Annotated in this window: 23 protein-coding genes; 13 read left to right on the forward strand and 10 right to left on the reverse strand. The window is 72.8% G+C overall.

Annotation, left to right across the window (positions count from 1 at the left end; translation table 11 throughout):
* Positions 1 to 8 precede the first annotated feature (8 nt).
* The 5 genes from ACFT55_RS02515 to ACFT55_RS02535 all read left to right on the forward strand — a co-directional run bounded on the left by ACFT55_RS02515 (position 9) and on the right by ACFT55_RS02535 (position 4,842).
* Positions 9 to 572, forward strand: a complete 564-nt coding sequence (locus ACFT55_RS02515; protein ID WP_380241175.1) for an RNA polymerase sigma factor — start codon at positions 9 to 11, stop codon at positions 570 to 572.
* A complete protein-coding gene (locus ACFT55_RS02520) occupies positions 569 to 1,399 on the forward strand; it encodes a hypothetical protein (RefSeq protein WP_380241177.1) in 831 nt (276 codons plus the stop codon). Before ACFT55_RS02515 ends, ACFT55_RS02520 begins: the two co-directional genes overlap by 4 nt.
* A 97-nt stretch (positions 1,400 to 1,496) precedes the next feature.
* Positions 1,497 to 2,279, forward strand: coding sequence for a TSUP family transporter (locus ACFT55_RS02525; protein WP_380241187.1), 783 nt, complete (start codon positions 1,497 to 1,499; stop codon positions 2,277 to 2,279).
* 126 nt (positions 2,280 to 2,405) lie between these two features.
* Complete coding sequence (locus tag ACFT55_RS02530) at positions 2,406 to 3,710, forward strand: aspartate kinase (protein WP_380241189.1); 1,305 nt, start codon at positions 2,406 to 2,408, stop codon at positions 3,708 to 3,710.
* 7 nt (positions 3,711 to 3,717) lie between these two features.
* Positions 3,718 to 4,842 (forward strand): aspartate-semialdehyde dehydrogenase, encoded by a 1,125-nt coding sequence (locus tag ACFT55_RS02535; RefSeq protein WP_380241191.1) that lies wholly within the window; start codon positions 3,718 to 3,720, stop codon positions 4,840 to 4,842.
* Positions 4,843 to 4,953: 111 nt separating this feature from the next.
* Here the strand turns inward: ACFT55_RS02535 and ACFT55_RS02540 are convergent, their stop codons facing one another.
* The gene (locus tag ACFT55_RS02540) at positions 4,954 to 5,940 is read right to left on the reverse strand and encodes a hypothetical protein (RefSeq protein ID WP_380241193.1); all 987 of its coding nucleotides are present in this window, start codon (positions 5,938 to 5,940) and stop codon (positions 4,954 to 4,956) included.
* Position 5,941: 1 nt separating this feature from the next.
* Complete coding sequence (locus ACFT55_RS02545) at positions 5,942 to 6,541, reverse strand: DUF6318 family protein (protein ID WP_380241195.1); 600 nt, start codon at positions 6,539 to 6,541, stop codon at positions 5,942 to 5,944.
* Positions 6,542 to 6,725: 184 nt separating this feature from the next.
* Between ACFT55_RS02545 and ACFT55_RS02550 the strand changes: the two genes are divergently transcribed.
* The 8 genes from ACFT55_RS02550 to ACFT55_RS02585 all read left to right on the forward strand — a co-directional run bounded on the left by ACFT55_RS02550 (position 6,726) and on the right by ACFT55_RS02585 (position 13,179).
* Positions 6,726 to 7,115: a GntR family transcriptional regulator gene (locus tag ACFT55_RS02550; RefSeq protein ID WP_380241197.1), complete on the forward strand. Its 390-nt coding sequence runs from the start codon at positions 6,726 to 6,728 to the stop codon at positions 7,113 to 7,115.
* Positions 7,112 to 8,074: an ATP-binding cassette domain-containing protein gene (locus ACFT55_RS02555; protein ID WP_380241200.1), complete on the forward strand. Its 963-nt coding sequence runs from the start codon at positions 7,112 to 7,114 to the stop codon at positions 8,072 to 8,074. The genes ACFT55_RS02550 and ACFT55_RS02555 overlap by 4 nt, the downstream gene beginning before the upstream one ends.
* Entirely contained in the window at positions 8,071 to 8,850 is a 780-nt protein-coding gene (locus ACFT55_RS02560) for a hypothetical protein (RefSeq protein ID WP_380241202.1), read from the forward strand. The genes ACFT55_RS02555 and ACFT55_RS02560 overlap by 4 nt, the downstream gene beginning before the upstream one ends.
* Positions 8,851 to 8,854: 4 nt before the next feature.
* A complete protein-coding gene (locus ACFT55_RS02565) occupies positions 8,855 to 9,586 on the forward strand; it encodes a hypothetical protein (RefSeq protein WP_380241204.1) in 732 nt (243 codons plus the stop codon).
* Between the two features lie 61 nt (positions 9,587 to 9,647).
* A complete protein-coding gene (locus tag ACFT55_RS02570) occupies positions 9,648 to 10,631 on the forward strand; it encodes an ABC transporter ATP-binding protein (RefSeq protein ID WP_380241206.1) in 984 nt (327 codons plus the stop codon).
* Positions 10,628 to 11,446 (forward strand): ABC transporter permease, encoded by an 819-nt coding sequence (locus tag ACFT55_RS02575; RefSeq protein ID WP_380241208.1) that lies wholly within the window; start codon positions 10,628 to 10,630, stop codon positions 11,444 to 11,446. Before ACFT55_RS02570 ends, ACFT55_RS02575 begins: the two co-directional genes overlap by 4 nt.
* 36 nt (positions 11,447 to 11,482) lie before the next feature.
* Entirely contained in the window at positions 11,483 to 12,451 is a 969-nt protein-coding gene (locus ACFT55_RS02580; protein ID WP_380241210.1) for a bile acid:sodium symporter family protein, read from the forward strand.
* Positions 12,448 to 13,179 carry a glutamine amidotransferase gene (locus ACFT55_RS02585; protein ID WP_380241212.1) on the forward strand — a complete coding sequence of 244 codons (732 nt, stop codon included), beginning with the start codon at positions 12,448 to 12,450 and terminating at the stop codon, positions 13,177 to 13,179. Before ACFT55_RS02580 ends, ACFT55_RS02585 begins: the two co-directional genes overlap by 4 nt.
* Before the next feature lie 62 nt (positions 13,180 to 13,241).
* Here ACFT55_RS02585 and ACFT55_RS02590 read toward each other — a convergent pair whose 3' ends face one another.
* The 8 genes from ACFT55_RS02590 to ACFT55_RS02625 all read right to left on the reverse strand — a co-directional run bounded on the left by ACFT55_RS02590 (position 13,242) and on the right by ACFT55_RS02625 (position 19,695).
* Positions 13,242 to 13,973, reverse strand: a complete 732-nt coding sequence (locus tag ACFT55_RS02590; RefSeq protein WP_380241212.1) for a glutamine amidotransferase — start codon at positions 13,971 to 13,973, stop codon at positions 13,242 to 13,244.
* A complete protein-coding gene (locus ACFT55_RS02595) occupies positions 13,970 to 14,938 on the reverse strand; it encodes a bile acid:sodium symporter family protein (RefSeq protein WP_380241210.1) in 969 nt (322 codons plus the stop codon). Before ACFT55_RS02595 ends, ACFT55_RS02590 begins: the two co-directional genes overlap by 4 nt.
* A gap of 36 nt (positions 14,939 to 14,974) precedes the next feature.
* Positions 14,975 to 15,793: an ABC transporter permease gene (locus tag ACFT55_RS02600; RefSeq protein WP_380241208.1), complete on the reverse strand. Its 819-nt coding sequence runs from the start codon at positions 15,791 to 15,793 to the stop codon at positions 14,975 to 14,977.
* A complete protein-coding gene (locus tag ACFT55_RS02605) occupies positions 15,790 to 16,773 on the reverse strand; it encodes an ABC transporter ATP-binding protein (RefSeq protein ID WP_380241206.1) in 984 nt (327 codons plus the stop codon). Before ACFT55_RS02605 ends, ACFT55_RS02600 begins: the two co-directional genes overlap by 4 nt.
* Before the next feature lie 61 nt (positions 16,774 to 16,834).
* A complete protein-coding gene (locus ACFT55_RS02610) occupies positions 16,835 to 17,566 on the reverse strand; it encodes a hypothetical protein (protein ID WP_380241204.1) in 732 nt (243 codons plus the stop codon).
* A gap of 4 nt (positions 17,567 to 17,570) precedes the next feature.
* Complete coding sequence (locus ACFT55_RS02615; protein WP_380241202.1) at positions 17,571 to 18,350, reverse strand: hypothetical protein; 780 nt, start codon at positions 18,348 to 18,350, stop codon at positions 17,571 to 17,573.
* Positions 18,347 to 19,309, reverse strand: coding sequence for an ATP-binding cassette domain-containing protein (locus tag ACFT55_RS02620; RefSeq protein WP_380241200.1), 963 nt, complete (start codon positions 19,307 to 19,309; stop codon positions 18,347 to 18,349). Before ACFT55_RS02620 ends, ACFT55_RS02615 begins: the two co-directional genes overlap by 4 nt.
* Positions 19,306 to 19,695 (reverse strand): GntR family transcriptional regulator, encoded by a 390-nt coding sequence (locus ACFT55_RS02625; RefSeq protein ID WP_380241197.1) that lies wholly within the window; start codon positions 19,693 to 19,695, stop codon positions 19,306 to 19,308. Before ACFT55_RS02625 ends, ACFT55_RS02620 begins: the two co-directional genes overlap by 4 nt.
* Positions 19,696 to 19,820: the final 125 nt, after the last annotated feature.

Raw genomic sequence — 19,820 nt, forward strand, 5'->3', positions numbered from 1 at the left:
TACCGGGCATGAGCCAGCAGCAGCGGCACGCCGATCCGGAACGCACCTTCAGGGCGCTCTACGAGGCGGTCTATCCGGACCTCGTGAGGTTCGCCCAACGTCGAGCGCATCCCGACCGTGCCGAGGACCTGGCTGCCGAGGCGCTGCTGGTGGTCTGGCGTCGCCTCGAGGACCTGCCACGCTCGCACGACGACGCCCGAGCCTGGGTCTTCGGCATCGCCCGCAACCTCATGCTCAACGATCAGCGGGGTGAGCAGCGCCGCCGCGCCCTCGGCGTGCACCTCGCCGACACGCCGTCGCTCCCGTCGGCCATGGAGGCCGACGGGGTCGTGAGCCTGATCGACCTCGGCCGGGCATGGAAGCTCCTGAGCGAGACGCACCAGGAGGCGATCGCTCTCGCAGCGTTCGAAGGTCTCGATGCGCCCCGGGCCGCCGCCGTCCTCGGCATCTCGCCGGTGGCGTTCCGGCTGCGACTGAGTCGGGCGCGTCGAGCGCTCCGGCTGTTCCTCGACGACCTGCCCCGGCAGGCCGCGCCATCGACCCCCGTCACCGAGAGGACCGCAGCATCATGAACCGTTCCGACACCATCGACGGCGCCCTGCGGCTGCTGGACCGGGCCGACCGCACCGTCGACCCCACCAGCTCCCGTGCTCGCGCTGACCTCGACACCATCCTGGCGACGGAGCCTGGTCGGGCGACGGGGCCGAGGCTCGCGTCGTCACCGATCGCCGACGTCCGCGCCCCCCAGCTTTCCAGGCCCGTCCGTCGAGCAGCCCTGCTCGGCGGCGTGGCGGTCGCGGCCGCCGCGTCGATCGTGGTGATGCCTGCGCTCACCGGCGGAGACCAGGCCTTCGCCACCTGGAAGGCGACACCGCAAGGCATGTCAGCGCAAGAGCGTGAGCGGGCGGCCGACGCATGCCGGGAGAGCCAGGCAGGAGGTCCCGGCAGCGCGTACGTCGACCTGCTGGACCGCTCCGAGACCGTCGTGGCTGAACGCCGAGGGGCCTGGAGCACGGTGATGCTCGCCGACGTCGGCGGATTCTCGGCCCTCTGCATCACCGACGACTCCTCGCACCTCTTCGACAAGGCCTGGATCGGCTCCGTCGGCGCCCCCACCGCCTACGCAGCACCGGGACCGCGCGACCTGTCGGCGAGAGACCTGGGCGTGGGCACGATGAGCTCCGGCGACATCTCGCTGGCGGCCGGCGATGCCGGGACCGAGGTCTCGAGCGTCGCGTACGACAGCCGGTCGCACGGCCGGGTCGTCGCCACCGTGACCGGTGGTCACTTCGCCCTCTGGTTCCCCGGTGATGAGCTGCTGGGCGCGTCGAGCGACGGGGTGGACGTCCAGGTCACGTACACCGACGGCACCACCGACACGGTCCGTCTGACTCTCTGACCGTCGTCGCATCCCGACAGGGAGGCGATCACGGCAGGGACGGCGGGAGAACCGCCACGGGCGAGATCGGCGCCGGTGGGCATGGCAGGATTCCCGCGTGCCCGACCTCGACACCCTCACCATCGTGCTGCTCGTCCTCGCCGGGCTCACCGCCGGCTGGGTCGACGCCGTCGTGGGGGGCGGCGGGCTGATCCAGCTCCCGGCGCTGCTGCTGGTGCCCGGGATCTCGCCGGTGCAGGCGCTGGCCACGAACAAGCTCGGCTCGATCATGGGGACGTCGACCAGCGCGATCACCTACTACCGCCGGGTGGGCCCCGACCTCACGACCGCCGGCCCGATGGCGCTCGCGGCCCTGGTCGGGGCGTTCGGCGGGGCCGCGCTGGCCAGCCGCATCCCGGCCGACCTGTTCAAGCCGATCATCCTCGTCGTCCTCGTGGGCGTGGCCACGTACACCGTGCTGAAGCCGAAGCTGGGCGCGCACGACAACCTGCGCTGGGAGGGCAACCGGCACCGCTGGACCGCGGCCGGCATCGGGCTCGTCATCGGCGCGTACGACGGGCTGCTCGGACCCGGCACGGGCACGTTCCTCGTCATCGCGCTGGTGAGCGTGCTCGGCTACGCGTTCCTGCCGGCGTCGGCGCTGGCGAAGATCACCAACTTCGCGACGAACCTCGGCGCGCTGCTGTTCTTCGTCCCGCACGGCGCCGTGCTGTGGGGGCTGGGGCTCATGATCGGCGCGGCCAACCTCGTGGGCGCGTACGTCGGAGCGCGGATGGCGGTCGCCAAGGGCAGCGCGTTCGTGCGCGTCATCTTCGTCGTCGTGGTGGGCGCGCTCATCATCAAGCTCGGGTACGACGTCTGGCACGACTGGAGCGCGTGAGGCGTTCACGACCTGGACCACACCTGCGGCCCGAGGTGACGACCACGTAGCATCGACGGGCAAGCACCAGCACCCGGCGGGCCGTTGAGAGAGACGGAGGCCGGCCAGCAGAAGGTTGTGACAGGTATGGCACTTGTCGTACAGAAGTACGGCGGATCCTCCGTGTCCGACGCCCACAGCATCAAGCGCGTGGCGAAGCGGATCGCGGCGACCAAGCGGGCGGGGAACGACGTCGTCGTCGTGGTGAGCGCCATGGGCGACACCACGGACGAGCTCCTCGACCTCGCCGGGCAGATCACCCCGCTGCCCCCGCAGCGCGAGCTCGACATCCTCCTCACCTCCGGTGAGCGCATCTCGATGTCCCTGCTCGCCATGGCGATCACGAACCTCGGGGTGAAGGCGAAGTCCTTCACCGGCCAGCAGGCCGGCCTCATCACCGATGCCGTGCACGGCCGCGCGCGGCTCGTGGACGTCGTCCCGCACCGTGTCCGCGAGACGGTGGAGCGGGGCCAGGTCGCGATCGTCGCCGGGTTCCAGGGCGTGAGCTCGTCGAACGACGTGACGACGCTCGGCCGCGGCGGCTCGGACACGACGGCGGTCGCGCTCGCGGCAGGGCTCGACGCCGACGTCTGCGAGATCTACACGGACGTCGACGGCGTGTTCACCGCCGACCCGCGCATCGTCCCGGCAGCGCGGAAGATCGACCGCGTCACCTACGAGGAGATGCTCGAGCTCGCCGCGTCCGGCGCCAAGGTCCTCGCCCTGCGTGCGGTGGAGTACGCACGCCGCTACGACGTGCCCGTGCACGTGCGCAGCTCGTTCAGCAACACCACCGGCACCCTCGTCACCGGTACGTACGGCGACGCGATCGACCCCAACGCCCCCACGGGCGACCAGGAGGAGACAGAGATGGAAGCCCCGATCATCTCCGGCGTCGCGCACGACCGCAGCGAGGCCAAGATCACCGTCGTCGGCGTGCCGGACAAGCCCGGCACCGCCGCCCGCATCTTCGAGGTGGTGGCCGGCGCGGGCGCGAACATCGACATGATCGTGCAGAACGTCTCGGCAGCCCACACCGGCCTCACGGACATCTCGTTCACGCTGCCGCACGCGGACAGCCCCTCCACGCTCGCCGCGCTGAACGCCCTCCAGGAGGAGATCGGGTTCGCGTCGCTGCAGTACGACGACCAGATCGGCAAGCTGTCGCTGGTCGGCGCGGGCATGAAGTCGCACCCCGGGGTCTCGGCGCGGCTGTTCGGCGCGCTGCGGGACGCGGGGATCAACATCGAGATGATCTCCACCTCGGAGATCCGCATCTCGGTCGTGACCCGCGAGGACGCCCTGGACGACGCGGTGCGCGCCATCCACACGGCGTTCGAGCTGGACTCCGCCGAGGGCGAGGCCGTCGTCTACGCCGGCTCGGGGCGGTGACGCGCTGATGGTCCAGATCAACACCTCCGGCGTGAACGTCGCCATCGTCGGCGCCACCGGCCAGGTCGGCGGCGTGCTGCGCCGCCTCCTGGCGGAGCGCGCCTTCCCGGTCAAGGAGCTGCGGTTCTTCGCCTCGGCGCGCTCCGCCGGCAGCACCCTGCCGTTCGAGGGCGTGGACGTCGTCGTCGAGGACGTCGCGGCCACCGCCACCGACGACCTGGCGGACGTCGACGTCGCGATCTTCTCCGCGGGCGGCGGCACGTCGCGCGAGCACGCGCCCCGGTTCGCCGAGGCGGGCGCCGTCGTCATCGACAACTCGTCAGCGTGGCGCCTCGACCCCGAGGTGCCGCTGGTCGTCTCCGAGGTGAACCCGGAGGCGATCGGCGACGCCGTCAAGGGCATCGTCGCGAACCCGAACTGCACCACGATGGCCGCGATGCCGGTGCTCAAGCCGCTGGCCGACGAGGCAGGGCTGGAGCGGCTGCGCGTCGCGACCTACCAGGCGGTGTCCGGCTCCGGCCTCGGCGGGGTCAAGGAGCTGGCCGACCAGGCGCGGGCCGCCGTCGCCGGGGACCTGGAGGGACTGGCGCACTCTGGTGCGGCGGTCGACTTCCCGACGCCGGACAAGTACGTCGCGCCCATCGCGTTCGACGTGCTGCCGCTGGCCGGGAACCTCGTGGATGACGGCTCGGGCGAGACCGACGAGGAGCAGAAGCTCCGCAACGAGTCCCGCAAGATCCTCGGCCTGCCCGACCTGGCCGTCGCCGGCACCTGCGTGCGGGTGCCGGTGTTCAGCGGGCACTCGCTGGCCATCCACGCCGAGTTCGGTGCCGCGATCACGCCCGAGCGTGCCCGGGAGCTGCTCGCGTCCGCGCCGGGCGTCGAGCTGGCGGACGTGCCCACGCCGCTGCAGGCTGCGGGAGCCGACCCGTCGTTCGTCGGGCGGATCCGCACCGACCAGTCCGTGCCCGGCGGGCGCGGACTCGTCCTGTTCGTCGCGAACGACAACCTACGCAAGGGTGCGGCGCTCAACGCCGTCCAGATCGCGGAGATCGTCGCCGGCGACCTGGCCGAGCTGGCCGCGCTCGAAGACGTCGACGCCGCCGAGGCTGCGGAGGCCACCCCCGCCTGACCTGCAGCGCCTGCACAACCACGGGGCCCGGTGACGAGCGATCGTCGCCGGGCCTCGTGCTGTGCGGACCCGTGCCCGACCCTGTCCGCGGTCGACCTGTCCGTGGGTGGGTCAGCAGGTGCGGTTGCCGTGGAGGTCTTGGCAGACGAGGTGGGTGCGGGCTTCGGTGATGGTGAGGGGGGTGGTGGTGCTGGTGGTGGTGAGGGTGTCGGGGATGGTGGTCCAGGTGCTGGTGCCTTGGATGCGGTAGCGGCCTTGCCAGGTGGTGGTGAGGGTGGGGGTGATGTGGGTGCGGTAGACGTTGCCGTGGGTGTCGGTGTGGGTGTGGGGGTCGGTGTCGGGGGTGCCGAGGCGGGTGTAGGTGTGCCCGATCCAGGTGGTGTCGGGGGTGGGGTCGCCGGGGTGCCAGGGGTGTCCGGGGTCGGTGGTGGTGAGGGTGTTGCTGGTGCTGTGGGGGTCGTCGAAGTCCCAGGTGTATCTGGTGGGTTCGGCGCGGATGGTGAGGGGGATGCCGAGGAGGGTGGTGTCGCGGTCGTGGGGGGTGGCGGTGGTGTAGGCGGGGTAGTGGATGTTGACGAGCAGGGGTGGGGTGGCTTGGAGGGTGGCGGTGGGGGTGGGGATGTGCAGGGTGCGGAAGGCGTGGCGGGCTTGGGTGGTGAGGTCGGTGGGGGTGATGCATTGGTCGTCGGTGAGTTGTTCGGGGTTGGCGTAGGTGCCGTCCTTGCGCAGGCGTTGGACCCATAGGGCGTGCAGGCGGGTGCCGTCGCAGGCGGGGGTGATCTGGGCTTCGGTGGTGTTCTGGGGGCAGGCGCCGGGTGCGGTGGTGATGGCTTGGACGGCTTCGAGGTCGTCGAACGTGAGGCAGGCCGTGGCGTCCGCGCGCAGGTAGCGGTCCTGGGATTGGCCGGAAGTGGACTTGCCAGGCCCCGTGTTTCCTGCGTGAGCATCGCCCTCGCGTCCGACCTGCATGGTGTCGGTTGCCTCGTCTGCCCTGCTCCAGATCGATCCCTCGTCGGCGGGCGATGTCGCTACCGACGGGAGGACGAGTGCGGTCATCAAGCCAAGTGAGGTCGCCGCGAGTTTCGCGATTTCGCGCATCTCACTTTTCCTTGATCTGGGCGGCGCCGATCATGACCCAGGCACCGTCCTGTCGCCCGACCTCGACAGCCAGGTGCAGTTGGACTGGTTTTTCCTCGTAGATGACCGCGTCCGTCATATCCGTCAGGGTGACGGCACCCTGCGCGACCTTGACGTCGACCGGCCAGATCCCGGTCGCCTGATCTTGTTCGTACAAATGTGTGACGCTCGCGGTGGTCGGCTTGCTCTCCCAGTCGTAACCCTTCGCTGCGATTTCTCGCGCCTGCCTCAGGCGATTGGCGCAGTATTCACAGCTCTTGTGCGACATGGCCTCCCACTCGGCGGTGTCGCCCGTCTTCATGATGTAGTCGTCGAGCTCGAGGAAGTAGACCGCGGCGGCTTCGGCGCCGGCGGGCCCGTCGTCGTCCAGCGCCTGGGGTCGTTCGGGTGCCACGACGACAGCCTTGGCTGTCGGCGACGGCGACGGCGAGGGCTTCGTGCTGGCGCTGGTACCGGGCCGCGGTGTGGCGGTCGGTGGCTCGTCCTCGGCGCACCCGGCGACGAGCAGGGCGGCGGCCGTGGCGAGGGAGGTGGCGGCGAGGACGGCCCGGGTGCGGGTCATGACGAGGCTTCCTGTCGGCGGCGAGGTCGCGTCACTGTAGGTCGATCCCGCAGCGGGCCGCCGAGGGCCTGTGGATAACCGTCTGGCACCCGGTGTGCCCCGGGGGGTTGCGCGACGCGCCGTTCAGTGGTTCATTAGTCGAGTAACGAACCCATGAACCACTGACCCTGCGTGAGGAGGCCGCGTGTTCGACGGTCCCGAACCGATCTACCTGCAGATCGCCCAGATGATCCGCGCGCAGGTGCTCGCCGGAGAGCTCGCGGAGGAGGAGCAGGTCATGTCGACCACCCAGTTCGCCACGACGTTCCGCATCAACCCCGCCACCGCCGCCAAGGCCTTCGCCGGCCTGGTGGACGAGGGCGTCCTGTACAAGCGCCGCGGCCTGGGCATGTTCGTCGCCCCAGGAGCGCGCGAGCGCCTGCTCGACCACCACCGCAAGGCCTACTTCGACGACGTGCTCGCGCCGGCGCTCGCGCAGGCCGACCTGCTCGGCATCTCGACCGACGAGCTCGTCGCCTACGTCCTCGGCACGGACGACCACCACCAGCCCACGACCACCACGGAGGAGCCATGACCCCCGCACCCTTCGGCGCCCGTCTCGACGACGTCGTCGTCCGGTTCGGAGCGCAGCGCCGGCTGACGGCCGACGGCGCGGCCATCAAGGACGAGGCCGGGACCGCGCTCGACGGCGTGACGCTCGACCTGCGGCCCGGCGTCATCACGGGCGTCCTGGGCCGCAACGGCGCCGGGAAGTCGACGCTCCTGACCCTGCTGGCCGCGTTCAACCGCCCCACCGAGGGCACGGTCCGCGTCGGCACGGGCGACCTCCTGGAGGACCCGTGGGAGAACCCGTGGGTCACCGCGAACGTCCAGCTCGTGCGCGAGAGCGGCGACCTCATGGACGACGAACGCGTCTCCGAGACGCTCAAGTACTACGCCGACCTGCGCCCGTACTGGGACGCCGACCTCGCCGCGCGGCTGCTCGACACGTTCGAGGTGAACCCGCGCAAGAAGCCGACCGCCCTGTCCCGCGGCAAGCGGTCCGCAGTCGGGGCCACGATCGGCCTCGCGGCGCGCGCCCCGCTGACGATCCTCGACGAGGTGTACCTCGGCATGGACGCCCCGACGCGGTACGCGTTCTACGACGAGATCCTGGCGGACTACGCCGAGCACCCGCGCACCATCCTGCTCTCCAGCCACCTGGTGGAGGAGGTCGAGCGGCTCTTCGAGGACGTCGTGGTGCTGCACCGCGGTCGCGTGCTCCTCGCCGAGACCGCCGAGGAGATGCAGGCCCGCGGATTCAGCCTCACCGGCCCGGTCACGGCGGTCGAGGAGCTCGCCCGCGGCCGCCGCGAGCTGCACCGCCAGCAGCTGGGCGCCACCGTGCAGGTCACGCTCGAGGGCGCGCCCGACGACGCCACGACAGCCGCGGCACGCGCCGCCGGCGTCGAGCTCGGGTCCCTGCCCCTGCAGGACCTCTTCGTGCGCCTGACCCAGCCGGAGGCCGCGAGCGTGGCGGAGGCACGGCGATGAGCGCCGCGGTCGTCGTCACCCCGGCCGAGCGGGACGTCTTCGTGGCGCGGATGCACGCGCGGGCGGTGCGCCGTGTGGCGCGGTCCGTCGGGCGGGCGTCGCTCGTCGTCGGGTCGATCTTCTGGGGCATCTTCCTCGTCGTCACCGTCGCCGTGCCGCTCGTCGTGCACCAGGCCGGTGGCGTGATGGGTGGGGGAGTGCTGACGGGTGCCGAGTACGCGGCGCCGTGGTTCGCGCTCTCTCTCGGCATGATCGCGCTCGGCTCGCTGGTCGTCCCGCACCTGGCCGCCGGCGGCACCCGTCGCTCGCTGGCCGTGGGCGGGCTCGGCGCGGCCCTGGTCGCGGGCCTCGCCTACGGCGTGGCCTACGGGCTGCTCCTGCTCGTGGAGCGCGGCCTCTTCGGCGCCCTCGGGTGGACGTGGGACCAGCTCGGCAGCGGGCTCGACGCCGGCGGGGCATGGCTCGTGGTCACCGTCGTGGCCAGTGCGATCTCCGTCGCCGTGTACACGCTGGTCGGGATGGCCGCGCAGGCCGCCTACCGGACGCACGGCGTGTGGCGCGGCACGGCGCTGCTGCTGCCCGGGCTGGTGCTGCTGGTCCTGGTCGACCACGCCACCCGCAGCGGAGCGTTCGCGGACGCCTTCGGCGGCCTCGGCCTGGGCGGGGACCACGCTCCCGCCGCGCTCGGGCTCCTGCAGGCGTTCGTCGTGCTGGCGCTGGCCGCGGGCTGGCTCTGGTGGCAGGTGCGCACCCTCCGACTCCGTCCGACGAGGTGACCCCATGACCACAGCGCCGTACCGCGTCGCCGTCGGCAAGGTCCGCCGCCGGACGCTGCGCTCGCTCGTGATCTCCGGCGCCTGGTTCTGGGCGATCTGGGCGGCGTTCGTCGTCGCCGTGCCGCTGGCCGTCGACCGGTGGGGCGGCGAGATGGACGGCCTCACCTACGACGCCGCCGGCGGACCGGTCCGCTGGGTCGCGTTCGCCGTCGGAACCATCCTCACGGCGGCGCTGCTCGACCTGCACGTCGCCGCCGGCGGCACCCGCCGGTCGTTCGTCGACGGCGTCGTGCGCGCCGCAGCCGTCGCCGGGCTCGCGTTCGGGGTGCTCGCCGTGGTGCTGGCGCTCGCGGAGCAGCGGCTCTACGCCGCGATCGACCGGTCCTGGCAGGGCACCGCCGCGCCGCTCGACGTCGGCACCCCGGCGGGGGCCGTCGTCACGGCCGCGGGGGAGGCGCTCGTCGTCGTGACGTACGTCCTCGTGGGCGTCGCCGTGGTCGCGGGCTACCGGCGCGGCGGCCCGTGGCGCGGCACGCTCCTGGTCGTCCCGCTCCTGCTGCCTGCCGCGCTGGCCGACCTCGCCACGCAGACGGGCGTCTTCGGGCTCGCCGTCCGCGGCGGGTACGAGAACGTCCCGCTCGGCGCCGTGCTCGCCGTCGCGGGCTCGCTCGCCGCCGCCGCGCTGGCCACCGTCGTCGCCCACCGCATGCTCTCCGCCGTCCCGCTCCGCCCCTGACCGCGCACCACACCCGCACCCGCCCGCACACACCCGCACCACCGACCCGAAGGAGGCCCTCATGGCCGACCCCATCGTGGAGGTGTCGAACCTCCGCAAGACCTACGGTCCGAAGACGGCCGTCGACGACGTGTCGTTCACGGTCCAGCCCGGTGAGATCTTCGGCATCCTCGGCCCCAACGGTGCCGGGAAGACCACCACCGTCGAGACGCTCGCCGGGCTGCGCACGGCCGACGGCGGCACCGTGCGCGTCCGCGGTGTCGACACGCAGCGCGACCCCGCCGCCGTCCGGGACGTCCTGGGCGTGCAGCTCCAGGAGGCGGCGCTGCACGACAAGATCACCGTGGGCGAGGCCCTGCGCCTGTTCGCGGGGTTCTACCCCGACCCCGCCGACCCCGCCGAGCTGCTGGCGCTGCTCGACCTCACCGAGCACGTCGACAAGCAGTTCGCGCGGCTCTCGGGCGGCCAGAAGCAGCGGCTGTCCATCGCGCTCGCCCTCGTCGGCAACCCCGAGATCGCCATCCTCGACGAGCTCACCACCGGCCTCGACCCGCAGGCGCGGCGCGCTACCTGGGACCTCGTGGAGCGCGTCCGCGACACGGGCGTCACCGTCCTGCTCGTCACGCACTTCATGGAGGAGGCCGAGCGCCTCTGCGACCGGCTCGTCGTCATCGACGCGGGCCGCGTCGTCGCCGAGGGCACCCCGGCCGAGCTGATCGACGGGCTCGAGGGCGGCCGCACCGTCGTCGTGCGCTTCGCCGCGCAGGACGTCGACCGCGGCCGTGCCGTCCTCGACTCCCTCGCGGACCGCGACCCCGACGTGCACCGTGTCGAGCGGGTGGACGGCACCACCGCCGAGGTGGCCGTCTCCGGCAGCCGCCGGGTGCTGTTCTCCCTCGTCCCCGCCCTCGCCGCGGCCGACCTCGTGCCCGACGACGTCCGCACCGTCACCCGTTCGCTGGAGGACGTCTTCCTCGCCGTCACGGGGCGCACCTACGACCCCGAGGCCGCACCCGCCCTCGCCACCGAAGGAGCGTCGTCATGACCGCCGCTGCGCCCGCAACGCCCGCTCGTCCCGTCCGTCCCGCCCGCCGCGCCTGGCGCGGGTTCGGGCTGCTGGTGCGCACCGAGGCCCGGGTGTGGCTCCGGGACTTCGCCGCCCCGTTCTTCGGGATCCTCTTCCCGACCCTGATCCTCGTCGGCGTCGGCTACGCCATCCCCGGCATGCGCGACCCGATCACCGACGCGCCGGTGACGTCGGTCTGGTACGGGCTCACCCCGATCGCCACCTACCTGCCCACCGTGATGGCGATGGCCGTCGGCACCGCGTCGCTCACCGTCATGCCGGTGACGATCGCGACCTACCGCGAGAAAGGCGTGCTGCGCCGCCTCTCGACCACCCCGATGCGTCCGCAGGGGATCGTGCTGAGCCACCTGCTCATCAACGTCGCGACGACGGTCGTGGGCGTCGTCCTCGCCCTCGTCGTCGCGCAGCTCGCGTTCGGCATCGCCGTGCCGCAGCACCTCGGCGTCGTGCTGCTCGCGTTCGTCCTCGGACTGTGCGCGATGTTCTCGCTCGGCATGCTCGTCGCCGCCGTCGCGCCGCGGGCGTCCGTGGCCAACGCCGTCGCGATGTCGCTGTACTTCCCGATGCTCCTGCTCGCCGGGCTCTGGACGCCCGGGCCGATCATGCCCGAGCTGCTCCGACAGATCGGCCAGTTCACGCCGCTCGGCGCCGCGTCCCAGGCGATGACCACGGGCTGGTTCGAGTCCGGGTTCCCCCTGCTGCAGTGCGTCGTCATGGTGGTGTGGACGGCGGTGCTGCTGCCCCTCGCGGTCCGGTTGTTCCGCTGGACGTGAGCGTCGCGCGCGCCCGGGGCGAGTAACGTGCGGCGGATGCGCAGAGTGGCAGAGCTGGCCGGGAAGTGGTTCGCGGTGCTCGTGGTGCTGGGCGGGGTCGCGGGGCTGCTGGCGCCGACGGCGCTCGCGCCCGTCGCCGCGCAGACGCCGCTGTTCCTCGGGATCATCATGTTCGGGATGGGGCTCACGCTGCGTGGGTCCGACTTCGGGCTCGTCGCGCGCCGGCCGTGGGCCGTGCTGCTCGGCGTGGTCGCGCAGTTCACGATCATGCCGGTGCTGGCCTGGGCGATCGGGCACCTGTTCGGCCTCGAGGGCGACGCGCTGATCGGCATGATCCTCGTGGGCGCCGCCCCGGGCGGGACGGCGTCCAACGTCGTCGTCTACCTCGCGAAGGGCGACACCGCCCTGTCCGTCACGCTGACGTCCGTCTCCACGCTGCTCGCCCCGCTCCTCACGCCGGCGCTGGTGCTGTGGCTCGCCGGCTCCCAGCTCGACGTCACCTACGGCGCGCTGGTCACGTCCATCATGCAGATCGTGCTGTTCCCCGTGCTGGCCGGGCTGCTGGTGCGGACGTTCGCGGGCGGGCTCGTGGAGCGGTACATGCTGCCCTACCTGCCGCTCGTGTCCGTCGCGGGGATCGTCGTCATCGTGGCCGGCATCGTTGCCGCCAACGCCGACGCCGTGCTCGGCACCGGGATCCTCGTGGCGCTCGCCGTGATCGTGCACAACGGCCTCGGCCTCCTGCTCGGCTACGGCGCCGCGAGCCTGGCGCGGCTCGACGAGGGCTCCCGTCGCGCCGTCAGCGTCGAGGTCGGCATGCAGAACTCGGGCCTCGCGGCCAGCCTCGCCACCCACTACTTCACGCCGGCGGCAGCGCTGCCCGCCGCGCTGTTCTCCGTCTGGCACAACGTGTCCGGCTCGGTGCTCGCGTCGTTCTGGGCCCGTCGTCCGGTCGGGCCGGACGAGCGGCGTGCTACCGCCGCGGCCCCTAGCCTGCAGCCGTGAAGCCGTTCCTCTTTCTCGGCACGCGGGCCGAGGACGTCGCCGCCGACGGCGAGTACGAGGCCGTCCTGCGCCACTCGGGGCTCCCCGCCGGGGCGCTGCGACGCGTGCGCCTGGAGGCCGGGCCGCTGCCGCCCGTCGACCTCGACGCCCTGTCGGGGGTGATCGTCGGCGGCGGCCCGTTCAACTCGTCCGACCCCGAGGACGAGAAGTCGGACGTGCAGCGCCGCGTGGAGCGGGAGATGGCCGCCCTGCTCGACACGCTGGTCGAGCGCGACTTCCCGTTCCTCGGCGCCTGCTACGGCGTCGGGACGCTGGGCACGCACCAGGGCGGGGTGATCGACCGCACCTACGCCGAGACCGTCGGCCCGGCCGAGATCGAGCTGACGCCCGAGGGCATGACCGACCCGCTGCTGGCAGGCATGCCCGCCCGGTTCACGGCCTACCTCGGGCACAAGGAGGCGGTGAGCGTGCCGCCGCCGACGGCCACCGTCCTCGCGCGGTCCGCCGGCGCGCCCGTGCAGATGTTCCGCGTGCGCCAGAACCTGTACGCCACCCAGTTCCACCCCGAGCTGGACCTCGCCGGCATCGAGCAGCGGGTCGAGGTGTACCGGTCCTACGGGTACTTCCCGCCGGAGGAGGGGGAGCGGATCGTCGCGCGCTCCCGCGAGCACCAGGTCACCGAGCCCATGCGCATCCTGCGCAACTTCGTGGCCCGGTACGCCCGCTGACCCCCGAACATGTCAGAGCCACGTCACGCTCGAGCGTGACGTGGCTCTGACATGTTCGGGGGTCAGCGGGCGTACCGGGCCACGAAGTTGCGCAGGATGCGCATGGGCTCGGTGACCTGGTGCTCGCGGGAGCGCGCGACGATCCGCTCCCCCTCCTCCGGCGGGAAGTACCCGTAGGACCGGTACACCTCGACCCGCTGCTCGATGCCGGCGAGGTCCAGCTCGGGGTGGAACTGGGTGGCGTACAGGTTCTGGCGCACGCGGAACATCTGCACGGGCGCGCCGGCGGACCGCGCGAGGACGGTGGCCGTCGGCGGCGGCACGCTCACCGCCTCCTTGTGCCCGAGGTAGGCCGTGAACCGGGCGGGCATGCCTGCCAGCAGCGGGTCGGTCATGCCCTCGGGCGTCAGCTCGATCTCGGCCGGGCCGACGGTCTCGGCGTAGGTGCGGTCGATCACCCCGCCCTGGTGCGTGCCCAGCGTCCCGACGCCGTAGCAGGCGCCGAGGAACGGGAAGTCGCGCTCGACCAGCGTGTCGAGCAGGGCGGCCATCTCCCGCTCCACGCGGCGCTGCACGTCCGACTTCTCGTCCTCGGGGTCGGACGAGTTGAACGGGCCGCCGCCGACGATCACCCCCGACAGGGCGTCGAGGTCGACGGGCGGCAGCGGCCCGGCCTCCAGGCGCACGCGTCGCAGCGCCCCGGCGGGGAGCCCCGAGTGGCGCAGGACGGCCTCGTACTCGCCGTCGGCGGCGACGTCCTCGGCCCGCGTGCCGAGAAAGAGGAACGGCTTCACGGCTGCAGGCTAGGGGCCGCGGCGGTAGCACGCCGCTCGTCCGGCCCGACCGGACGACGGGCCCAGAACGACGCGAGCACCGAGCCGGACACGTTGTGCCAGACGGAGAACAGCGCGGCGGGCAGCGCTGCCGCCGGCGTGAAGTAGTGGGTGGCGAGGCTGGCCGCGAGGCCCGAGTTCTGCATGCCGACCTCGACGCTGACGGCGCGACGGGAGCCCTCGTCGAGCCGCGCCAGGCTCGCGGCGCCGTAGCCGAGCAGGAGGCCGAGGCCGTTGTGCACGATCACGGCGAGCGCCACGAGGATCCCGGTGCCGAGCACGGCGTCGGCGTTGGCGGCAACGATGCCGGCCACGATGACGACGATCCCCGCGACGGACACGAGCGGCAGGTAGGGCAGCATGTACCGCTCCACGAGCCCGCCCGCGAACGTCCGCACCAGCAGCCCGGCCAGCACGGGGAACAGCACGATCTGCATGATGGACGTGACCAGCGCGCCGTAGGTGACGTCGAGCTGGGAGCCGGCGAGCCACAGCACCAGCGCCGGCGTGAGGAGCGGGGCGAGCAGCGTGGAGACGGACGTCAGCGTGACGGACAGGGCGGTGTCGCCCTTCGCGAGGTAGACGACGACGTTGGACGCCGTCCCGCCCGGGGCGGCGCCCACGAGGATCATGCCGATCAGCGCGTCGCCCTCGAGGCCGAACAGGTGCCCGATCGCCCAGGCCAGCACCGGCATGATCGTGAACTGCGCGACCACGCCGAGCAGCACGGCCCACGGCCGGCGCGCGACGAGCCCGAAGTCGGACCCACGCAGCGTGAGCCCCATCCCGAACATGATGATCCCGAGGAACAGCGGCGTCTGCGCGGCGACGGGCGCGAGCGCCGTCGGCGCCAGCAGCCCCGCGACCCCGCCCAGCACCACGAGCACCGCGAACCACTTCCCGGCCAGCTCTGCCACTCTGCGCATCCGCCGCACGTTACTCGCCCCGGGCGCGCGCGACGCTCACGTCCAGCGGAACAACCGGACCGCGAGGGGCAGCAGCACCGCCGTCCACACCACCATGACGACGCACTGCAGCAGGGGGAACCCGGACTCGAACCAGCCCGTGGTCATCGCCTGGGACGCGGCGCCGAGCGGCGTGAACTGGCCGATCTGTCGGAGCAGCTCGGGCATGATCGGCCCGGGCGTCCAGAGCCCGGCGAGCAGGAGCATCGGGAAGTACAGCGACATCGCGACGGCGTTGGCCACGGACGCCCGCGGCGCGACGGCGGCGACGAGCATGCCGAGCGAGAACATCGCGCACAGTCCGAGGACGAACGCGAGCAGCACGACGCCGAGGTGCTGCGGCACGGCGATGCCGAACGCGAGCTGCGCGACGACGAGGGCGAGGACGACGCCCACGACCGTCGTCGCGACGTTGATGAGCAGGTGGCTCAGCACGATCCCCTGCGGACGCATCGGGGTGGTCGAGAGGCGGCGCAGCACGCCTTTCTCGCGGTAGGTCGCGATCGTCACCGGCATGACGGTGAGCGACGCGGTGCCGACGGCCATCGCCATCACGGTGGGCAGGTAGGTGGCGATCGGGGTGAGCCCGTACCAGACCGACGTCACCGGCGCGTCGGTGATCGGGTCGCGCATGCCGGGGATGGCGTAGCCGACGCCGACGAGGATCAGGGTCGGGAAGAGGATCCCGAAGAACGGGGCGGCGAAGTCCCGGAGCCACACCCGGGCCTCGGTGCGCACCAGCAGCCCGAACCCGCGCCAGGCGCGGCGGGCGGGACGGACGGGACGAGCGGGCGTTGCGGGCGCAGCGGCGGTCATGACGACGCTCCTTCGGTGGCGAGGGCGGGTGCGGCCTCGGGGTCGTAGGTGCGCCCCGTGACGGCGAGGAAGACGTCCTCCAGCGAACGGGTGACGGTGCGGACGTCGTCGGGCACGAGGTCGGCCGCGGCGAGGGCGGGGACGAGGGAGAACAGCACCCGGCGGCTGCCGGAGACGGCCACCTCGGCGGTGGTGCCGTCCACCCGCTCGACACGGTGCACGTCGGGGTCGCGGTCCGCGAGGGAGTCGAGGACGGCACGGCCGCGGTCGACGTCCTGCGCGGCGAAGCGCACGACGACGGTGCGGCCGCCCTCGAGCCCGTCGATCAGCTCGGCCGGGGTGCCCTCGGCGACGACGCGGCCCGCGTCGATGACGACGAGCCGGTCGCAGAGGCGCTCGGCCTCCTCCATGAAGTGCGTGACGAGCAGGACGGTGACGCCCGTGTCGCGGACGCGCTCCACGAGGTCCCAGGTAGCGCGCCGCGCCTGCGGGTCGAGGCCGGTGGTGAGCTCGTCGAGGATGGCGATCTCGGGGTTGCCGACGAGGGCGAGCGCGATGGACAGCCGCTGCTTCTGGCCGCCCGAGAGCCGCGCGAACTGCTTGTCGACGTGCTCGGTGAGGTCGAGCAGCGCCAGCAGCTCGGCGGGGTCGGCGGGGTCGGGGTAGAACCCCGCGAACAGGCGCAGGGCCTCGCCCACGGTGATCTTGTCGTGCAGCGCCGCCTCCTGGAGCTGCACGCCCAGGACGTCCCGGACGGCGGCGGGGTCGCGCTGCGTGTCGACACCGCGGACGCGCACGGTGCCGCCGTCGGCCGTGCGCAGCCCGGCGAGCGTCTCGACGGTGGTGGTCTTCCCGGCACCGTTGGGGCCGAGGATGCCGAAGATCTCACCGGGCTGGACCGTGAACGACACGTCGTCGACGGCCGTCTTCGGACCGTAGGTCTTGCGGAGGTTCGACACCTCCACGATGGGGTCGGCCATGAGGGCCTCCTTCGGGTCGGTGGTGCGGGTGTGTGCGGGCGGGTGCGGGTGTGGTGCGCGGTCAGGGGCGGAGCGGGACGGCGGAGAGCATGCGGTGGGCGACGACGGTGGCCAGCGCGGCGGCGGCGAGCGAGCCCGCGACGGCGAGCACGGCGCCGAGCGGGACGTTCTCGTACCCGCCGCGGACGGCGAGCCCGAAGACGCCCGTCTGCGTGGCGAGGTCGGCCAGCGCGGCAGGCAGCAGGAGCGGGACGACCAGGAGCGTGCCGCGCCACGGGCCGCCGCGCCGGTAGCCCGCGACCACGGCGACGCCCACGAGGACGTACGTCACGACGACGAGCGCCTCCCCCGCGGCCGTGACGACGGCCCCCGCCGGGGTGCCGACGTCGAGCGGCGCGGCGGTGCCCTGCCAGGACCGGTCGATCGCGGCGTAGAGCCGCTGCTCCGCGAGCGCCAGCACCACGGCGAGCACCCCGAACGCGAGCCCGGCGACGGCTGCGGCGCGCACGACGCCGTCGACGAACGACCGGCGGGTGCCGCCGGCGGCGACGTGCAGGTCGAGCAGCGCCGCCGTGAGGATGGTTCCGACGGCGAACGCGACCCAGCGGACCGGTCCGCCGGCGGCGTCGTAGGTGAGGCCGTCCATCTCGCCGCCCCACCGGTCGACGGCCAGCGGCACGGCGACGACGAACGCCGCCCAGATCGCCCAGAACCAGGCGCCGGAGATCACGAGCGAGCGCAGCGTCCGGCGGCGGACCTTGCCGACGGCGACGCGGTACGGCGCTGTGGTCATGGGGTCACCTCGTCGGACGGAGTCGGAGGGTGCGCACCTGCCACCAGAGCCAGCCCGCGGCCAGCGCCAGCACGACGAACGCCTGCAGGAGCCCGAGCGCGGCGGGAGCGTGGTCCCCGCCCAGGCCGAGGCCGCCGAAGGCGTCCGCGAACGCTCCGCTGCGGGTGGCGTGGTCGACCAGGACCAGCAGCACCAGCCCGGGCAGCAGCAGCGCCGTGCCGCGCCACACGCCGTGCGTCCGGTAGGCGGCCTGCGCGGCCATCCCGACCAGCGTGTACACGGCGACGGAGATCGCACTGGCCACGACGGTGACCACGAGCCATGCCCCGCCGGCGTCGAGCCCGCTGCCGAGCTGGTCCCACGTCCACCCGAGGGCGCCGAAGAGGCCGCGCTCCACGAGCAGGAGCAGCCCGTAGGCCACGCCGTAGGCGAGGCCCGCGACCAGGGCCGCGCCGAGCCCGCCCACGGCCAGCGAGCGACGGGTGCCGCCGGCGGCCAGGTGCGGGACGACCAGCGAGCCGAGCGCGATCATGCCGAGAGAGAGCGCGAACCACGGCGCCGCGTACTCGGCACCCGTCAGCACTCCCCCACCCATCACGCCACCGGCCTGGTGCACGACGAGCGGCACGGCGACGGTGACGACGAGGAAGATGCCCCAGAAGATCGACCCGACGACGAGCGACGCCCGCCCGACGGACCGCGCCACACGGCGCACCGCCCGCGCGTGCATCCGCGCCACGAAGACGTCCCGCTCGGCCGGGGTGACGACGACCGCGGCGCTCATCGCCGTGCCTCCGCCACGCTCGCGGCCTCCGGCTGGGTCAGGCGCACGAAGAGGTCCTGCAGGGGCAGGGACCCGAGCTCGACGCCGGCGGCGCGTGCCGCGGCTGTCGTGGCGTCGTCGGGCGCGCCCTCGAGCGTGACCTGCACGGTGGCGCCCAGCTGCTGGCGGTGCAGCTCGCGGCGGCCGCGGGCGAGCTCCTCGACCGCCGTGACCGGGCCGGTGAGGCTGAATCCGCGGGCCTGCATCTCCTCGGCGGTCTCGGCGAGGAGCACGCGACCGCGGTGCAGCACCACGACGTCCTCGAAGAGCCGCTCGACCTCCTCCACCAGGTGGCTGGAGAGCAGGATGGTGCGCGGGTGCTCGGCGTAGTCCGCCAGGATCTCGTCGTAGAACGCGTACCGCGTCGGGGCGTCCATGCCGAGGTACACCTCGTCGAGGATCGTCAGCGGGGCGCGCGCCGCGAGGCCGATCGTGGCCCCGACTGCGGACCGCTTGCCGCGGGACAGGGCGGTCGGCTTCTTGCGCGGGTTCACCTCGAACGTGTCGAGCAGCCGCGCGGCGAGGTCGGCGTCCCAGTACGGGCGCAGGTCGGCGTAGTACTTGAGCGTCTCGGAGACGCGTTCGTCGTCCATGAGGTCGCCGCTCTCGCGCACGAGCTGGACGTTCGCGGTGACCCACGGGTTCTCCCACGGGTCCTCCAGGAGGTCGCCCGTGCCGACGCGGACCGTGCCCTCGGTGGGGCGGTTGAACGCGGCCAGCAGGGTCAGGAGCGTCGACTTCCCGGCGCCGTTGCGGCCCAGGACGCCCGTGATGACGCCGGGCCGCAGGTCGAGCGTCACGCCGTCGAGCGCGGTCCCGGCCTCGTCCTTGATGGCCGCGCCGTCGGCCGTCAGCCGGCGCTGCGCTCCGAACCGGACGACGACGTCGTCGAGACGGGCGCCGAAGGGTGCGGGGGTCATGGCTCCTCCGTGGTGGTCGTGGGCTGGTGGTGGTCGTCCGTGCCGAGGACGTAGGCGACGAGCTCGTCGGTCGAGATGCCGAGCAGGTCGGCCTGCGCGAGCGCCGGCGCGAGCACGTCGTCGAAGTAGGCCTTGCGGTGGTGGTCGAGCAGGCGCTCGCGCGCTCCTGGGGCGACGAACATGCCCAGGCCGCGGCGCTTGTACAGGACGCCCTCGTCCACCAGGCCGGCGAAGGCCTTGGCGGCGGTGGCGGGGTTGATGCGGAACGTCGTGGCGAACTGGGTGGTCGACATGACCTGCTCCTCCTCCGCGAGCTCTCCGGCGAGCACCTGCGCGCGGATCATCTGGGCGATCTGCAGGTAGATCGGTTCGGGACCGTCGAACACGCGGCCTCCTCACGCAGGGTCAGTGGTTCATGGGTTCGTTACTCGACTAATGAACCACTGAACGGCGCGTCGCGCAACCCCCCGGGGCACACCGGGTGCCAGACGGTTATCCACAGGCCCTCGGC

This window comes from Isoptericola sp. NPDC057191, assembly GCF_042670225.1.
In the GTDB taxonomy this organism is placed as follows: Bacteria; Actinomycetota; Actinomycetes; order Actinomycetales; family Cellulomonadaceae; genus Isoptericola.

Excerpts from the sequence above, each read along its gene's own strand:
- ACFT55_RS02515 (WP_380241175.1), top strand. The coding sequence starts at position 9 with ATGAGCCAGCAGCAGCGGCACGCCGATCCGGAACGCACCTTCAGGGCG.
- ACFT55_RS02520 (WP_380241177.1), top strand. The coding sequence starts at position 569 with ATGAACCGTTCCGACACCATCGACGGCGCCCTGCGGCTGCTGGACCGG.
- ACFT55_RS02530 (WP_380241189.1), top strand. The coding sequence starts at position 2,406 with ATGGCACTTGTCGTACAGAAGTACGGCGGATCCTCCGTGTCCGACGCC.
- ACFT55_RS02535 (WP_380241191.1), top strand. The coding sequence starts at position 3,718 with ATGGTCCAGATCAACACCTCCGGCGTGAACGTCGCCATCGTCGGCGCC.
- ACFT55_RS02540 (WP_380241193.1), bottom strand. The coding sequence starts at position 5,940 with ATGCGCGAAATCGCGAAACTCGCGGCGACCTCACTTGGCTTGATGACC.
- ACFT55_RS02545 (WP_380241195.1), bottom strand. The coding sequence starts at position 6,541 with ATGACCCGCACCCGGGCCGTCCTCGCCGCCACCTCCCTCGCCACGGCC.
- ACFT55_RS02555 (WP_380241200.1), top strand. The coding sequence starts at position 7,112 with ATGACCCCCGCACCCTTCGGCGCCCGTCTCGACGACGTCGTCGTCCGG.
- ACFT55_RS02560 (WP_380241202.1), top strand. The coding sequence starts at position 8,071 with ATGAGCGCCGCGGTCGTCGTCACCCCGGCCGAGCGGGACGTCTTCGTG.
- ACFT55_RS02565 (WP_380241204.1), top strand. The coding sequence starts at position 8,855 with ATGACCACAGCGCCGTACCGCGTCGCCGTCGGCAAGGTCCGCCGCCGG.
- ACFT55_RS02570 (WP_380241206.1), top strand. The coding sequence starts at position 9,648 with ATGGCCGACCCCATCGTGGAGGTGTCGAACCTCCGCAAGACCTACGGT.
- ACFT55_RS02575 (WP_380241208.1), top strand. The coding sequence starts at position 10,628 with ATGACCGCCGCTGCGCCCGCAACGCCCGCTCGTCCCGTCCGTCCCGCC.
- ACFT55_RS02580 (WP_380241210.1), top strand. The coding sequence starts at position 11,483 with ATGCGCAGAGTGGCAGAGCTGGCCGGGAAGTGGTTCGCGGTGCTCGTG.
- ACFT55_RS02595 (WP_380241210.1), bottom strand. The coding sequence starts at position 14,938 with ATGCGCAGAGTGGCAGAGCTGGCCGGGAAGTGGTTCGCGGTGCTCGTG.
- ACFT55_RS02600 (WP_380241208.1), bottom strand. The coding sequence starts at position 15,793 with ATGACCGCCGCTGCGCCCGCAACGCCCGCTCGTCCCGTCCGTCCCGCC.
- ACFT55_RS02605 (WP_380241206.1), bottom strand. The coding sequence starts at position 16,773 with ATGGCCGACCCCATCGTGGAGGTGTCGAACCTCCGCAAGACCTACGGT.
- ACFT55_RS02610 (WP_380241204.1), bottom strand. The coding sequence starts at position 17,566 with ATGACCACAGCGCCGTACCGCGTCGCCGTCGGCAAGGTCCGCCGCCGG.
- ACFT55_RS02615 (WP_380241202.1), bottom strand. The coding sequence starts at position 18,350 with ATGAGCGCCGCGGTCGTCGTCACCCCGGCCGAGCGGGACGTCTTCGTG.
- ACFT55_RS02620 (WP_380241200.1), bottom strand. The coding sequence starts at position 19,309 with ATGACCCCCGCACCCTTCGGCGCCCGTCTCGACGACGTCGTCGTCCGG.